This is a genomic window from Aquabacterium sp. (genome assembly GCF_050725395.1).
Lineage (GTDB): Bacteria > Pseudomonadota > Gammaproteobacteria > Burkholderiales > Burkholderiaceae_C > Aquabacterium.
The window spans coordinates 273253-288366 of record NZ_JBOHHL010000002.1 but is presented as its reverse complement, the minus strand read 5'-3'; the positions used below and the strand labels follow the sequence as shown (position 1 = coordinate 288366).

Sequence of the window (15114 nt, the reverse complement as noted above, 5' to 3'; positions counted from 1 at the left end):
CCAGCGAGCACATCGTGACCCAGTTCCAGGCCGCGCCCACGGTGCTGACCTGGTTGGGTGACCGCTTCGCCGGCAAGTCCACGCTGGGCACCTGCCTCACGCTGAACGCCGAACCCAAGTCGACCGCCAACCCCAACAAGGGCAACTTCGTCGTCTCGCTCAAGAGCTGGCCGCTGGTGGCCAACGTGGGCTTGAAGACCCTGGGGCAGACGGTGAACCTGCCCACCACCTCGACCTTCACGGCCGACACCGACATCACCGCCCAGCGCCTGACCGGCAACCTGTCGGTGCCTGACTTCAGCCAGTCGATCAAAATCCTGGGCATTGGTTCGCAAGTCGGCATGAAGATCACCCCCGTGGGCGACGCCACCGGCACGGTGACCTTGGACAACGCCGGCCAACTGCACGTGCATGGTCTGGCCAAGGCCGACATCACCATCACCTCGCTGTCGGGCCTGCCGATCGGTGCGTGCAAGACGGTGACCCCGGTCGAGTTCCCCATCAACTTCGACGGTCCTGTCTCGTCGCTGGGCAATGGCAACCTGACCTTCTCGGGCACGACGACCTTCCCGCAACTGAAGGGTTGTGGCGTGTCGGCGATCCTGTCGGCGGTCATGTCCGGCCCTGGCCAGACTTACTCGTTCACCGTGAAGCCTCCTGCCCCCAGGAAGTTCTGATCGCGGCCTGAGTTGAGTTGAAAGCCGAGGCCGGCCCACCTGGAAACGGGCGGGCCGGCCTCTTGTTTTTTCTACGGGTTTTCTCGCGCGGGTTTCATCTGACTGGGCATTTTGTCCCACCCTGTGCACACTGCCCGTTGACATCGGTTTGTCGCAAGTGCGCAATCAACCAAGGATCCAGAAGATGGCACAAGTTCAAGTGGTGCGGAATTCAGGCAAGCAATGGCTCACGTTGTTGGCCCTGATTGGCGCGGCGATGGCGGCGGTGTTGTGGTGGTGGTCCCACCGCGATGACCCGGCGGCCAGTGAGCCCGTGGCGGCCTCCTCGCCCGCCACCGAAACCGTCGCGGCCCTGGCCCTGGCCAAACCGGCGGTCTCCGAGCTGCCCAGCACCGAAGCGGGCCTGGTGGCCCAGCAGGCCGCCGCCGCCAAGGAAATCGAGCGCCAGCCGACCATGAAGCCGATCACCGGCCCCATCAAGGACCGCCCCGCCTTCGTGTCCGAAGTCGAATGGATGATGCTGAAAGGCGTTGCCCAACAAAACGCCACCCCCGACGCGGAGCTGACGCGCCTGGTCAACAAGCTGCGCTTCATGAAGCAGCTGGAACTGTGGCAATCGATGGAGCATTCCAGTGACATGGCCAAGCGCCAGTTGTTGGCCGAACAACTGCTGGACGACCTGCCCCAGCGTGTGGCCAATGCCGACCTGGACAAGCCAGAAGCCCAGAAGCTGCAGGCCTCCTTGCTGAAAGATGCCGTGAGCGACGAAACATCGCGCAAGAAGCGCGCGGAAGCCGAAGCCCGCCGCTTGGTGGCTTCGGCCGCGAGCTGAGCCAGGAGGCTCTGCTCAGGCGCCCGGGATCCAGCTGGTGCCGGCCAGTGGCACCCGCGCCATGGCCGCCGCCTCCACCGTCAAGGCCACCAGGTCTTCGGGTTCCAGGTGGTGCACGTTCTGCTTGCCGCAGGCCCGTGCCAAGGTGGTCAACTCCATCGTCAAGGTCTTCAGGTAGTTCTTGAGTTGCTTGGCGCCCCAGGCGGGCTCCAGGCGTTTTTCCAGCACCGCGTCTTGCGTGGTCACGCCCACGGGGCATTGGCCGGTGTGGCAGTGGTGGCAGAAGCCTGCTTGCGTGCCCAGGGCCGCGTAGTCGGCCTGCGCGCTGAGCAACTGGCCGCCTTGCTGGTAGGTGTCGCGGTTGCAGCCCAATGACATGAGCACGCCCTGGCCAATGGCCACGGCATCGGCGCCCAAGGCCAGCGCCTTGGCCACGTCGGCGCCCGTGCGGATGCCGCCCGACACGATCAACTGCACCTGGCCGACCATGTCCAGGTCTTCCAGCGCGGCCACGGCCTGGCGCACCGCGGCCAGGGTCGGGATGCCCACGTGTTCGATGAAGCAGGTCTGCGTGGCCGCGGTGCCGCCTTGCATGCCATCGACCACGATCACGTCGGCGCCGGCGTGCACGGCCAGCTTCACGTCGTTGAAGACGCGGGTGGCGCCCACCTTCACGTAGATGGGCTTCTCCCAGTCGGTGAGCTCGCGCAGTTCCTGGATCTTGATGGTGAGGTCGTCGGGGCCGGTCCAGTCGGGGTGGCGGCAGGCCGAGCGCTGGTCCACGCCTTCGGGCAGGGTGCGCATCTTGGCCACGCGCGGGTTGACCTTCTGACCCAGCAGCATGCCGCCGCCGCCGGGCTTGGCGCCTTGACCGAGCACGACCTCGATGGCGTCGGCGCGGCGCACGTCGTCGGGGTTGAAGCCGTAGCGCGAAGGCAGGCATTGGTAGACCAGGGTCTTGGACGATTCACGCTCTTCGGGCGTCATGCCGCCATCGCCCGTGGTGGTCGAGGTGCCCATGGCCGTGGCAGCCAGGCCCAGGGCTTCCTTCACATTGGCCGACAGCGCGCCGAAGCTCATGCCGGCGATGGTGATGGGCGTGTCCAGCACGATGGGCTTCTTGGCGAAGCGGGTGCCCAGCACGGTGCGGGTGCTGCACTTCTCGCGGTAGCCCTCCAGCGGATAGCGCGACAGCGAGGCGCCAAGGAACACGAGGTCGTCGAAATGCGGCAACGCGCGCTTGGCGCCCAGGCCGCGGATTTCGTACAGGCCGGTTTGCGAGGCGCGGTGGATGTAGTCCAGCGTGCTGCGGTCGAACAGGGCCGACTCCTCGCGTTGCAGGGGCTTGAAGGCGATGGGGTGTTCGGTGGGGGCGTTCATGGGTCAGTACTCCTGATGGGCGTCGGCGTTCCAGTGGTACAGGCTGCGGCTGGAGGCCACGCGTTTGAAGCTGTGCGGGTCGTGGTCGAAGCCGGCGTCTTGCAGCAGTTGCGTCAAGGCGCTGAGGTCGGCGTCTTGCAAGGGCTCGATCTGCGCGTCGGCGCCCAATGACTTGATGTCGCCGCGCACGTAGATCACGGCCTCGTAGAGCGAGTCGCCGAGCGCATCGCCCGCGTGGCCGCAGACCACCATGCGGCCCGCTTGCGCCATGAAGCCCGAGAAGCTGCCGACCGAGCCGCCGACCACGATGTCCCCGCCCTTGAGCGAGATGCCGCAGCGCAGGCCGGCGTCGCCATCGATGACCAGCAGGCCACCGTGGGCCGAAGCGCCTGCGCTGTTCGAGGCGAAGCCCTTGATGTGGACCTTGCCGCTCATCATGTTCTCGGCCGCGCCGGTGCTGGCGCTGCCTTCGATGGTCACGTCGGCGAACTTGTTCATGCCGGCGGCGTAGTAGCCCGCGTGGCCGTGGATGGTGACCTTGACCGGCGCGTTGATGCCCACGGCGAGGTTGTGCGCGCCATCGGGGTTGAAGACCTCCACGTGCTGGTCGGCCAGCTCAAGGGCCGGGCCGTGCAGATGCTGGTTGAGCTGGCGCACGGTGGCGCTGCTCAAATCGAAGCTCAAGCATTCCATACGTACATCTCCTCGGGGGCGGGTTCGAACACCTTGGCGTGCTGGATGTCGGGCAAGTGGGCGAGCGAGCGGAACTCGCTGGCAATCGCCACGTAGTCGTCCGTCTCGGCAACCACGGCGGGCTTGCAGGCGAAGGGGTCGCGTATCAAGGCCAGCTCGGTCGCCGTGCCCATCAGGAAAGTATAGAAACCATCGAGGGCCTCGAAGCCGTTGTGCAAAGCGGTGGGCAGGTCGTCGCCTTCGCGCAGGCGCCATTCCAGGAAGCGGCAGGCGGCTTCGGTGTCGTTGTCGGTTTCGAACTGGATGCCGCGCGGCTCCAGCATGCGGCGGATGCCGTTGGGGTTGGACAGCGAGCCGTTGTGCACCAGGCAGAAGTCTTCACCCGCAGTGAAAGGGTGGGCACGGTCGGGCGTGACGGCCGACTCGGTGGCCATGCGCGTGTGGCCCACCAGGTGGCTGCCGGCCAGTTGGTTGAAGCCATAGCGCGCCGCCACTTGCGAAGGCGTGCCGATGTCTTTGTAGAGGTCGATGCTGCGGCCGGTCGACAGGAGGTGGAGCTTTGGGTTGAAGGCCTTGAGCCAGTCTTTCACCGGCGTCACCTCGCCTTCGAAGGTGATGATGGCGTGGTTGCCTTTGACCTGCGAGGTGGCGTTGACCTTCAAGGCTTCGTTCAAAGCGCTGGTCAGTGCAAGCCAGTCGTGGCGATCGGCTTCGGACGTGAGGCCCGAGTACACGCTGATCTTGCGTTGGCCTTCACCCAAAGGCTGAGAGAACACGGCCAGGCCGGCCGAATCGGGCCCGCGCTCGGTCATGCCGATCAGCATGGGCACCATCAACTCGCCGAGCTGGCCGCGCAGCGAGGGCGTTTTCAACAAAAGTCCGACAATTCCGCACATGGGGTGTTCTCTTTCAGAAAAATTCCAGGTAGCTCTTGATCTCCCATTCGGAGACGTGGCGCATGTACTCGATCCACTCCATGCGCTTGAGCTTGATGAACTCGTCGGCCACGGGGCCGAGCGCTTGGCGGATCACGGTGTCGCCTTCGAGCGCGTTCAAGGCCGCGTCGAGGTTCTGCGGCAAGAGGCCGATGCCGGCTTCCTTCAACTGGGCCTCGCTCCACTCGTAGAGGTTGGCGTTACAGGGCTCGCCCGGGTCCAGCTCGCGCTCGATGCCATCGAGGCCGGCGGCGATCACGGCGGCGGTGGCCAGGTAGGGGTTGGCGGCGCCATCGGGCAGGCGCAGCTCCAAGCGGCCCTTGGGGATGCGCACCATGCACGAGCGGTTGTTGTCGCCGTAGCTGATGTAGGCCGGGGCCCAGGTGGCGCCGGTGAGCGAGCGCCCCACCACCAGGCGCTTGTAGGAGTTGACGGTGGGCGCGCACAGGGCGCTCAAGGCGGGTGCGTGCGCGAGCAGGCCGCCGAGGAAGTGGTAGGCCATCTTCGACAGCTCCAGCCCGCGTGGGTCGGCCTTGTCCTGGAAGAGGCTGCGCTGCCCATCACCGATGGACAGGTGCATGTGCATGCCATTGCCCGGACGGTTCGAGAAAGGCTTGGGCATGAAGGAGCAGATCAGGCCCAGCTCGTTGGCGATCTCGCTGGCGGCCATCTTGAAGAAGATGAAGTGGTCGCACGAGGTCAGGCAATCGGTGTAGGTGTAGTTCAGCTCGAACTGGCCGTTGGCGTCTTCGTGGTCGATCTGGTAGACGTCGATGCCGACCGAGCGCAGCGCGTCCGACAGGCGCTCAAGGAAGACGCGTGTGCGCGACAGGCCCTTGTAGTCGTAGCAGGGCTTGGCCAGGCTGTCGCTCGAATCACAAGGCTCGATGCGGCCTTCGATGCCGCGCTTGAGCAATGAGAACTCGGGCTCCAGGCCGGTGAACAAGGTCCAGCCTTTGGCGCTCAGGCGGTCGATCTGGCGGCGCAGGGTGACGCGGCTGTCGTAGTGCCAGGGCTCGCCGTTGACGTGGCCTTCGCAGACGATGCGGGCCAGGCCGGGTTGCCAGGGCACGAGGCTGATGGTGGCGAGGTCACCCACGGCCATGAAGTCGGGGCCGTGCGGGTCGATGCCCACGCCCCAGATGGCGAAGCCGGCGAAGCCCGCGCCGTCGCTGAGCACGGTGGGCAGGTGGGCCACGGGCACGGACTTGGCCTTGGCCACGCCGTGGATGTCGACGAACTGGGCGAGCACGTAGCCGACGCCTTGTTCGGTGAGGTAGCGCTGGGCGTCTTTGACGTGGGTGAAGCGCTGCGGGGGCGGCAGTTGGGCCGCGTTGGCGGCGCGACCGTCGAGGGTGATGGCGTTCATCGGAATGGGCTCCTGCAAGGCATCTTTGGATGAGATGGCGTGGTTTGCGAAAGCCTCAGCGTTGTTTCTTGTAATGAATCTAATGTTCTTATTGTGAATCTAACTCAGGCGCCGGATGGCGTCAAGGAAATCTGTGTGATCGCGGTGCCGATCAGGCGTTTGAGCAGCGGCTGCACCTGCAGGGCGAGGTCGGGCAGGTAGGCGAACGGTGCTTGTTCTTCCATGTAGAGGCTCTGGCACATCTCCAACTGGATGGCGTGCACGCCTTGCGAGGGCTGGCCGTAGTGGCGGGTGATGTGGCCGCCCTTGAAGCGGCCGTTGTGCACGTGGGTGAGCGGGCCTGGCGTGGGCAGTTGCGCGAGCACGGCATCGATGATCGATGGCGCGCAACTGCGGCCCTCGGCGGTGCCGAAGTTGAGGTCCGGAAGCTTGCCTTCGAAGAGCATGGGCAAGACGCTGGCGATGGAATGCGCTTCCCACAAGACGACCTGGCCGTGCAGGGCGCGCAGGCGATCGAGTTCGGCTTGCAGGGCCTGGTGGTAGGGGCGCCAGTAAGCCTCCAGTCGGCGTTGAACCTCGGCGTCGTCGGGCTCGTGGCCCGGTGCGTACAAAGGGTCGCCGCGGAAGGTTTGCACGGGGCACAGGCCGGTGGTGGCCTGCCCGGGGTAGAGGCTTTCGCCCGTGGCGGGGCGGTTCAGGTCGATGGCGTAGCGCGAGACTTTGGCGCCCAGCACCGACACGCCCATGTCCAGCGCGAAGTCGTAGAGGTGGTCGAGGTGCCAGTCGGTGTCGCAGAGTTCGTCGGCCTGCGGCAGCAACTGCATGCGCACCTCGTCGGGCAGCAACGTGCCCAGGTGCGGGATCGAGATCAGCAGCGGCTGGTGGCCGCGCTTCAAGGTGTAGATGGGGTGGTCGGTGGTGTCGAGGTTCGTCATGGCGAAGAGGAGCTCAGGTCGTCGTCGGGACAGATCAAGGCGGGCCGCGGCAAGGCCGGCATGGCGCGGGCGATCGCGGGCGCGGTGTCCTGCCGAATCAGCTGGCGCACCACGCGCAGCACGTTCTGGCCCAGGCCAGGCCATTCGCCTTCGCGCGACAACAGGTAGAAATCGCGCTGGCCCAATCGCGTGGGCGGCAAGGGCAGCACGGTCACCTGGTCGAGGTATTGGCGCGACTGCCACAGGCACAGCGGCGTGCTGATCGCCCAGCCCAGGCCGGCGGCCACCAGGCTGAGCAGCGGGTCGGTCGCGTCGAACTCGAAGCGGCGCGGCGCCTGCATGCCCAGGTGGCGCAGCAGGGCATCGATCTGCTGGCCGATGACCGAGCGCTGGCTGTAGCGGATCAGGGGCAGGGCGCCGGCCACGGCGCCGAGTTCGCGCGCCGATGTCAAAGGCGGCACGGCATGGTCTTTGGGAAGCACCAGCACCCAGGCTTCGGAGCAGATCAGGCGCTGCTGGATGCGGGCGTCGTCCAGCTTCATCTCGGTGCAGATGGCCAAGTCCAGTTCACGGCTCTGCAGTTGCGCGCTGAGGCCGGGCGTCAGGCCCGACCACATCTGGATCTGGCGGGCGGTGCCCGACAAAGCCCGGATCAATTCAGGGCCGACCGTGGCGGCGAAGGAATCGACACAGCCCAGGCGGATGTGGGCGATGTCTTGCCGAGCGCTGGCGCGCACCTGCTCGTGCAGAGCACGGGCCTGGGTCAGCAAGTCTTGCGAGGCGGCTAACAGGGCGCGGCCGGCGCGCGTGGGCTGGGCGGGGCGCACCTCGCGGTCGAAGAGTTGCAAGCCATGGCTGGCTTCCAGGGCCTTGACCATCTGGCTGACGGCGCTCTGGCTCACGCCCAGGCGCGTGGCGGCCAGCGACATCGACCCCAGTTCGCACACGGTGACGAAGGCGTGCAGGGCGCGCAGATCGGGCCAGTGCGCCGTGCTGGATGGGGCGGTGGTGGTGGCAAGGGTTGGCGCGGCGTTCATGGCGGACTCCATGGTGGGCTGCCTTGCAGCAGGCGGGGTCATGCATCAGAAAAACTTCAGCATTGAATAAGTTTTGCTGATGCAAGGCGCGGGCCAGCTTCTCGCTTCTACGCTGAGCTCACCCTGCATTTCGGACTTGAAGACTTCCCATGAGCAACAGCTACGACGTGATCGTGATCGGGGCCGGCGTGATCGGCAGTTCGGTGGCCTACCACCTGGCGCGCTTCGGTGCACGGCGCGTGCTGGTGCTGGACCGGACCCAGATCGGTGCGGGCACCACCTCGCAGTCCTCCGGCATTTTGCGCACGCACTATTCCGTGCGCGAGAACGTCGAGCTGGCCCGATCCTCCTGGTCCATCTTCCAGGACTTCGCGGGCTACCTGGGCGACGAGGAAGCGGCCAGCGGCTTGGTGAAATGCGGCTACCTGATCTGCGCGCCCGAAGGCCCCAAGCTGGCGCCGCTGCGGCAAGCCCTGGCCGGCCAAGTGGCCCAAGGCATCGAGGTGAACCTGATCGACGCGAAGCAGGCGCGGGAACTGCTGCCCATCGCGCATTTCGATGATGCCGCGCTGATCGGCCACGAGCCCGACGCCGGTTTCGCGGATGCCTACCTGACGGCCACGAGCTTCGCGCGCGCGGCCCGTCGCCTGGGCACCAAGATCATGGAAGGCGTCGAGGTGCAGCGCTTGTGGGTCGAAGGCGGCCAGGTGGTTGGCGTCGAGACCTCGCACGGCACTTTCCACAGCAGCACCGTGATCAGCACGCAGAACATCTGGGCCACCGACATCGAACGCTGGACCGGCATCCCCACGCCCGTGAGCGCCGAGCGCCACGCGGTGTTGGCGCTGGAAGGCCCGCAGCCCTACACCTTCCAGATGCCCGTGTTCAAGGACCTGGGCTCACCGGGCATGCTGTATTGCCGCAGCTATGGTGGCACGCAGATGCTGGTGAGCGAGGGCACCGTGGGCGAGACATTGCCCGCGCCCGACAACGAGCAGGGCGACATCTCGCTGGACTACATGGTCGAGGTGGGCGAGCAGGTGGCGCAGCGCTTTCCCACCTACACCGAAGCAGGCCTGGCCTCGTCGTGGACCGGCGTCTACGACGTCACGCCCGACTGGAACCCGGTGCTGGGCCGCCTGCCCGATGTGAAAGGCCTGATCGTGGGCTATGGCTTCTCGGGCCATGGCTTCAAGCTGTCGCCGGGCGTGGGCAGGTTGCTGGCCCAAGAGGCGCTGGAGCTGCCCACCGATGTGTCGCTGGCGCCCTATGCGCTGGAACGATTCCGCACCGGCCAATTGCTGACCGGCCTGTATGGCAAAGGCGCGGTGTCCTGAGCATGAAGCTGCTTGAGCTGCCTCCCGAGCCGTGGCGCAATGGTGGCGGCGTGACCCGCACCGTGGCGCGTGGCGAGTCAGACGCCGGTGGCGAGTTGTGGCGCGTCAGCGCGGCCGAGATCACGGCCAGCGGCGCCTTCTCACGCTTCCCGCACATGGACCGCCAGGCCATGCTGATCGCTGGCGGCCCCCTGACTTTGATCGTGGCCTGCACCCCGCACACCATGGCCCAGGTCGGCGACACGGTGCGCTTCAGCGGCGAGGCCGACAGCGCCGTGACCTTGACTGGCCGCCCGGCGCGCTTCTGGAATGTGATGACGCGGCGTGGCCGTGTCTCGGCCACGGTGAGCTTGATCCGCCATGGGCTCGGCCCCTTGACGCTTGACGCATCAGCAAGCTCTCGCCACATCGTGCTGGTGCTGGCCGGCGCCTGCCAAGTCTCATTGGCCGCCCCAGGCGCCGACACGCACCATGAAGCCGGCGACCTGCTGTCGCTGCCAACAACGGCCACTGGCCTCATCCACCTCGGAACCCCCGAAACCCTCCTGCTGCACACCCACATCACCCTCTGACTTTGGCATGTGGATTGCATACAGGCCACCCGCCCCACGGATCACCCGGCCACCAACCCACAAGGATGTCCCCATGAAACGTCTGACCGCCACGCTGGCATTGCTTGGGGCCACGGCCCTTGGCGTGCTGGCCTTGCCCGCCTTGGCCCAGGATGCCGCGGCCCCCATCGTCGAGGCCGCCTCAAGCGTGGCGGCTGCCGGGGCGGCGGTCCCGGTGCCCAACAAGGGCGACACCAGCTGGATGATCGTGGCGACCCTGCTCGTCATCATGATGGCCGTGCCGGGCCTGCCACTGTTCTACGGCGGCATGGTGCGCACCAAGAACATGCTCTCGGTGATGATGCAGGTCATGGTGACCTTCTGCCTGCTGGGCATGCTGTGGTGCATCTATGGCTACAGCCTGGCCTTCACCGAAGGCAACGCCTTCATCGGCGGGCTCGACAAGCTCTTCCTGAAAGGCGTGACGGTGGACAGCGTGGCCGCCACCTTCAGCAAGGGCGTGGTGGTGCCCGAGTTCATGTACATCGCCTTCCAGATGACCTTCGCGGCCATCACGCCCACCCTCATCATCGGCTCGCTGGCCGAACGCGTGAAGTTCTCGGCGGTGCTGGCCTTCATGGTGCTGTGGTTCACCTTCAGCTACCTGCCGATGGCGCACATGGTCTGGTACTGGACTGGGCCCGATGCCTACACCGATGCCGATGCGGCCGCCAAGGCCACCGCGACTGCGGGCTTCCTGTTCCAGAAGGGCGCGCTTGATTTTGCGGGCGGCACCGTGGTGCACATCAACGCGGCCATGGCCGGGCTGGTGGGCGCCTTCATGATCGGCAAGCGCACGGGCTACGGCAAGGAGCTGATGGCCCCGCACAGCCTGACGATGACCATGATCGGCGCCTCGCTGCTGTGGGTAGGGTGGTTCGGCTTCAACGTCGGCTCCAACCTGGAAGCCACGGGCACCGCCTCGCTGGCCTTCCTCAACACCTTTCTGGCCACCTGCGCGGCCACGGTGTCCTGGACCTTGGTCGAGGCGATCTTCAAAGGCAAGCCTTCGATGCTGGGCGCGGCCTCGGGTGCCATCGCGGGCCTGGTCGCCATCACGCCGGCGTGCGGCTTCGTGGGTGTCATGGGCTCGATGGTCATTGGTCTTTTGGCCGGCGTGGCCTGCTACTGGGGCGTCAACGGCCTCAAGCGCCTGCTGGGCATGGACGACAGCCTGGATGTGTTCGGCGTGCACGGCGTGGGCGGCATCCTCGGGGCCATCCTCACGGGCGTGTTCGTGTCGCCTTCACTGGGCGGCCCGGGCGTGTACGACTACGTGGCCAACAAGGTCGGGGACTTCGACATGCACGCGCAACTGCTCAGCCAGCTGTGGGGCGTGGGCGTCGCGGTGGTGTGGTCGGGCGTGGTCTCGGTGATTGCCTTCAAGCTGGTGGACGTGACCATCGGCCTGCGCGTCAGCGTGGAAGACGAGCGCACGGGCCTGGACCTGACGGCGCACGGCGAAAGCGCGTACCACGCTTGATCAGCAAGAGGCCGTGGCGGTTTACTCCACGGCCTTCGGGTAGATGATGACCGACAGGAACTTGATGGGGCAGCGTGTGAGGTGCTCGGGGCCATGGGGCACCGAGCCTTCGAAGGTCAGTGTGTCGCCAGGCTCCAGCACGAAGGTCTCCTGCCCGCAGCGGTACTCGATCTCGCCTTCGAGCATGTAGATGAACTCGGTGCCCGGGTGCTCGAAGGTGGGATAGCGCTGCGAGTCGTCGTCCATGGTGATGAGGAAGGGCTCGAACAGTTTGCTCGGGCCCTGGTCGTAAGCCAGCAGGTGGTAGGTGTGGCCGCTCTTCGTGCCGCGCCGAACCACCTCCATCCCCATGCCCTTCTTGATGTGCTGCGCCGTGCTGGACGACGCGTCGTACTTGCGGAACAGCATGGACATCGACACGCCCAAAGCCCGCGCGATGCGCGCCAACGAGTCCATGCCCGCTGAGGTCTGCCCCGTCTCGATCTTCGACAGCATGCCCCGGCTGATGCCCGATTGCTCGGACACCTGGGCGATGGTCAGGCCGTGGCGTTGCCTCAGTTCGCGGATGGCCGCCCCCACGGATTCTTCCAGCGACGGGGCTTGTCCTGGGGGGGCTGCGCGTGTTCCTGTGGGCATGGCTATCCTGTGGGCAAACTGGTTCGTCGTCACTGGTTTCAGTGTACGACGAGCCCTCCGCATGAGAGGCCTTGGCGCATGAGCATCGACATCACCCCAGCCACGCTGGACGACCTGCCGGCCCTGAGCGCCCTGCTCACGGCCCTCTTCACGCAGGAGGCCGAGTTCAGGCCCGACGAGGCCGCGCAGCGGCGGGGACTGGCGCGCATCATCGGCAGCGCTGACACCGGCCTGATCGTGGTGGCCCGGCAAGCGGGGCGGGTGGTCGGCATGGTCACCCTTTTGTTCACCGTGTCCACAGCCTTGGGCGAGCGCGTGGCCTGGCTGGAAGACATGGTCGTGGATGCGGGATGCCGGGGCCAGGGCGTGGGCGCGCTGCTGATCGACGGTGCGATCGCGCTGGCCCGCGCACACGGTTGCCGCCGCATCACCTTGCTGACCGATGCCGACAACCTCATGGCCCACCGCTTCTATGAACGGCACGGCTTCCGGGCTTCGTCCATGGTGCCGCTCCGCTTGCACCTCGATTGAGGCTTTGGACGGGGCCGAGTCGGCCCGCGGCTTCTGGCACAGGGTTTGCAATGAACTTGTCATGACGAGTCAGAACAAGTGTGGTTTGGCCGTCTTGCCCCAAAACCCGACATGGTTCGCCCCAAGATGACGCCCAAGCCTCAAAAAATCGCACCGGTTCTGCGCTTGTCGCCCCAGCCGATGTACGCGCAGATCAAGGAAGAGCTGCGGCGCCGCATCCTGGAGGGGACTTACCAGCCGCACCAGCAGCTGCCCTCCGAGAGCGAGTTGATCGAAGCCTTCAACGTGAGCCGCATCACGGTGCGCCAGGCCTTGGGCGATCTGCAAAGCGAAAGCCTGATCTTCAAGATCCATGGCAAAGGCACCTTCGTGTCCAAGCCCAAGGCCTTCCAGGAACTGGGGCAGCTCGAAGGCTTTGGCGAAGCCATGGGCCGCCATGGCCACGAAACCTACAACCGCCTGATCAGCGTGCGCACGCAGAAAGCCACGCGGCAGGTGGCCGAGCGCCTGGGCCTGGCCACGGGCAGCGCCGTGACTGAGATCCGCCGCGTTCGCCTGCTCAACCGCGAGCCGATTTCGCTCGACGTCAGCTATTTCGAAAAGAGCATCGGCGAGCAGCTCAAGCGCGCCGACCTGGCGCAACGCGACATCTTCTCGATCCTGGAGAACCAGATGGCGTTGCCTTTGGGCCAGGCGGAGTTGCGCATCGAAGCCATCCTGGCCGACGAGAGCCTGGCCGAGCTGTTGAAGGTCGAGGAGGGCTCGCCTGTCCTGAAGATGGAGCGCCTGACCTTCACGCAGGACGGCCGCCCCGTCGACTACGAGTTCCTCTACTACCGCGGCGATGCCTTCCAGTACCGCCTGCGGATCGACCGCCAGTCCCAACCCCAATCTTGATTCACGGAGCAAGCCCATGAACACGGTGCAATACGAAGTCGATGTCCTGGTGATCGGGGGCGGCACGGCCGGTCCGATGGCGGCCGTCAAGGCCAAGGAACGCAATCCCAAGTTGAGCGTGATGCTGCTGGAAAAAGCCAACGTCAAGCGCAGCGGCGCGATTTCGATGGGCATGGACGGCCTGAACAACGCCGTCGTGCCGGGCCACGCCACGCCCGAGCAGTACGTGAAAGAGATCACCATCGCCAACGATGGCATCGTCAACCAGGCCGCCGTTCACGCCTACGCCGCCAACAGCTACAAGACCATCGAGGAGCTGGACCGCTGGGGCGTGAAGTTCGAGAAGGACGAGACCGGCGACTACGCCATGCGCAAGGTGCACCACATCGGCACCTATGTGCTGCCGATGCCAGAGGGGCACCACATGAAGAAGGTGCTGTACCGCCAGCTCAAGCGCCACCGCGTCGAGGTCACCAACCGCGTGATCGCCACGCGGGTGTTGCTCGACGAGCACGGCGAGGCCGCCGGCATGATGGGCTTCGACTGCCGCACCGGTGACTTCGTGGTCATCAAGGCCAAGGCGGTGATCCTGTGCTGTGGCGCGGCGGGGCGGCTGGGTCTGCCGACCTCCGGCTACCTTTTCGGCACCTACGAGAACCCCACCAATGCTGGCGATGGTTACGCCATGGCCTACCACGCGGGGGCCGAGCTGGCCAACCTGGAATGCTTCCAGATCAACCCGCTGATCAAGGATTACAACGGACCCTCTTGCGCCTACGTGACCGGCCCCTTCGGCGGCTACACGGCCAACAACAAGGGCGAGCGCTTCATCGAGTGCGACTACTGGTCGGGCCAGATGATGATGGAGTTCTACAACGAGCTGCAAAGCGGCAATGGCCCGGTCTTCCTGAAGATGGACCACCTGGCCGAGGAGACCATCCAGACCATCGAGACCATCCTGCACACCAACGAGCGGCCCAGCCGCGGCCGCTTCCACGAAGGGCGCGGCACCGACTACCGCAACAAGATGGTGGAGATGCACATCTCCGAGATCGGCTTTTGCAGTGGCCATAGCGCCTCGGGCGTCTACATCAATGAGCGGGGCGAGACCACGGTGCCCGGCCTGTACTCGGCCGGTGACATGGCCGCCGTGCCGCACAACTACATGCTGGGCGCCTTCACGTATGGCTGGTTCTGCGGCGAAAACTCGGCGGACCACGTGGCCACCAAGGGAGATGCGCGGCGTGTCGATGAGGGTCTGATCGAGCGTGAGAAGGCCCGCATCGAAGCCCCCTTCAAGCGTGACGACGGCCTGCCCGCCAACCAGGTCGAGTACAAGATCCGCCGGCTGGTCAACGATTACCTGCAGCCACCCAAGGTGACCCGCAAGATGGAGATCGGGCTGGACCGCCTGGCGCAGGTTCGGGCCGACCTGCCGTCCATGCATGCGCGCAACCCGCACGAGTTGATGCGCTGCATGGAGGTGCACCACATCATCGATTGCGCCGAGATGGCCGCGCGCGCCTCGCTGTTCCGCGAGGAAAGCCGCTGGGGCCTTTACCACTTTCGCGCCGACCACCCCGAGCGCAACGACGCCGAGTGGTTCACCCACTGCCACCTGCGCAAGGGCGCCCAGGGCATGGAAAGCCTCAAGCGCCCGGTCGAGCCTTACCTCTTCAAGCTGGACGACGACGAGAAGCAGGCCTACGACCGCCTGCGCGTCGTCAAGCAGGCCGAAGCCGCCTGATCCCACATTGCCCT

The 15114-nt window shown here is 65.9% G+C and carries 15 protein-coding genes; 8 read left to right on the top strand and 7 right to left on the bottom strand.

The genetic code is table 11. The annotated features are described in order from the left end of the window. Window positions 1-677, top strand: a 677-nt coding sequence (locus tag ACREB4_RS02700; RefSeq protein ID WP_431586650.1) for a hypothetical protein, incomplete at its 5' end; no start/stop codon positions are given. 184 nt (window positions 678-861) lie between these two features. Beyond that, window positions 862-1509, top strand: coding sequence for a hypothetical protein (locus ACREB4_RS02695; RefSeq protein ID WP_431586649.1), 648 nt, complete (start codon window positions 862-864; stop codon window positions 1507-1509). Between the two features lie 15 nt (window positions 1510-1524). On the opposite strand, the gene ACREB4_RS02690 is transcribed toward ACREB4_RS02695, so the two are convergent. The 6 genes from ACREB4_RS02690 to ACREB4_RS02665 form a co-directional block, all read right to left on the bottom strand. Further along, complete coding sequence (locus ACREB4_RS02690; protein WP_431586648.1) at window positions 1525-2889, bottom strand: FMN-binding glutamate synthase family protein; 1365 nt, start codon at window positions 2887-2889, stop codon at window positions 1525-1527. A gap of 3 nt (window positions 2890-2892) precedes the next feature. Beyond that, a complete protein-coding gene (locus ACREB4_RS02685) occupies window positions 2893-3582 on the bottom strand; it encodes a protein glxC (protein WP_431586647.1) in 690 nt (229 codons plus the stop codon). After that, on the bottom strand, window positions 3570-4478 hold the full coding sequence (locus ACREB4_RS02680) for an amidophosphoribosyltransferase (protein ID WP_431586646.1): 909 nt from the start codon (window positions 4476-4478) through the stop codon (window positions 3570-3572). Before ACREB4_RS02680 ends, ACREB4_RS02685 begins: the two co-directional genes overlap by 13 nt. A gap of 13 nt (window positions 4479-4491) precedes the next feature. Continuing rightward, on the bottom strand, window positions 4492-5886 hold the full coding sequence (glnT, locus tag ACREB4_RS02675; protein ID WP_431586645.1) for a type III glutamate--ammonia ligase: 1395 nt from the start codon (window positions 5884-5886) through the stop codon (window positions 4492-4494). Window positions 5887-5990: 104 nt separating this feature from the next. Then, window positions 5991-6821 carry an N-formylglutamate deformylase gene (hutG, locus tag ACREB4_RS02670; RefSeq protein WP_431586644.1) on the bottom strand — a complete coding sequence of 277 codons (831 nt, stop codon included), beginning with the start codon at window positions 6819-6821 and terminating at the stop codon, window positions 5991-5993. Beyond that, window positions 6818-7858 carry a LysR family transcriptional regulator gene (locus ACREB4_RS02665; RefSeq protein WP_431586643.1) on the bottom strand — a complete coding sequence of 347 codons (1041 nt, stop codon included), beginning with the start codon at window positions 7856-7858 and terminating at the stop codon, window positions 6818-6820. The genes hutG and ACREB4_RS02665 overlap by 4 nt, the downstream gene beginning before the upstream one ends. 149 nt (window positions 7859-8007) lie before the next feature. Between ACREB4_RS02665 and ACREB4_RS02660 the strand changes: the two genes are divergently transcribed. The 3 genes from ACREB4_RS02660 (at window position 8008) to ACREB4_RS02650 (ending at window position 11289) form a co-directional block, all read left to right on the top strand. Next, the gene (locus ACREB4_RS02660) at window positions 8008-9195 is read left to right on the top strand and encodes an NAD(P)/FAD-dependent oxidoreductase (protein ID WP_431586642.1); all 1188 of its coding nucleotides are present in this window, start codon (window positions 8008-8010) and stop codon (window positions 9193-9195) included. Window positions 9196-9197: 2 nt separating this feature from the next. Next, window positions 9198-9767 carry a HutD/Ves family protein gene (locus tag ACREB4_RS02655; protein WP_431586641.1) on the top strand — a complete coding sequence of 190 codons (570 nt, stop codon included), beginning with the start codon at window positions 9198-9200 and terminating at the stop codon, window positions 9765-9767. A 73-nt stretch (window positions 9768-9840) separates the two neighbouring features. Beyond that, the gene (locus tag ACREB4_RS02650; protein ID WP_431586640.1) at window positions 9841-11289 is read left to right on the top strand and encodes an ammonium transporter; all 1449 of its coding nucleotides are present in this window, start codon (window positions 9841-9843) and stop codon (window positions 11287-11289) included. A 21-nt stretch (window positions 11290-11310) separates the two neighbouring features. Here ACREB4_RS02650 and ACREB4_RS02645 read toward each other — a convergent pair whose 3' ends face one another. Then, window positions 11311-11925 carry a helix-turn-helix domain-containing protein gene (locus ACREB4_RS02645; protein ID WP_431586639.1) on the bottom strand — a complete coding sequence of 205 codons (615 nt, stop codon included), beginning with the start codon at window positions 11923-11925 and terminating at the stop codon, window positions 11311-11313. Window positions 11926-12003: 78 nt separating this feature from the next. Here ACREB4_RS02645 and ACREB4_RS02640 point away from each other — a divergent pair, with 78 nt between their 5' ends. The 3 genes from ACREB4_RS02640 to ACREB4_RS02630 all read left to right on the top strand — a co-directional run bounded on the left by ACREB4_RS02640 (window position 12004) and on the right by ACREB4_RS02630 (window position 15100). Next, a complete protein-coding gene (locus ACREB4_RS02640) occupies window positions 12004-12456 on the top strand; it encodes a GNAT family N-acetyltransferase (protein WP_431586638.1) in 453 nt (150 codons plus the stop codon). 111 nt (window positions 12457-12567) lie between these two features. Then, on the top strand, window positions 12568-13353 hold the full coding sequence (locus tag ACREB4_RS02635; RefSeq protein WP_431586637.1) for a GntR family transcriptional regulator: 786 nt from the start codon (window positions 12568-12570) through the stop codon (window positions 13351-13353). 16 nt (window positions 13354-13369) lie between these two features. After that, entirely contained in the window at window positions 13370-15100 is a 1731-nt protein-coding gene (locus tag ACREB4_RS02630) for a fumarate reductase/succinate dehydrogenase flavoprotein subunit (RefSeq protein WP_431586636.1), read from the top strand. Window positions 15101-15114: the final 14 nt, after the last annotated feature.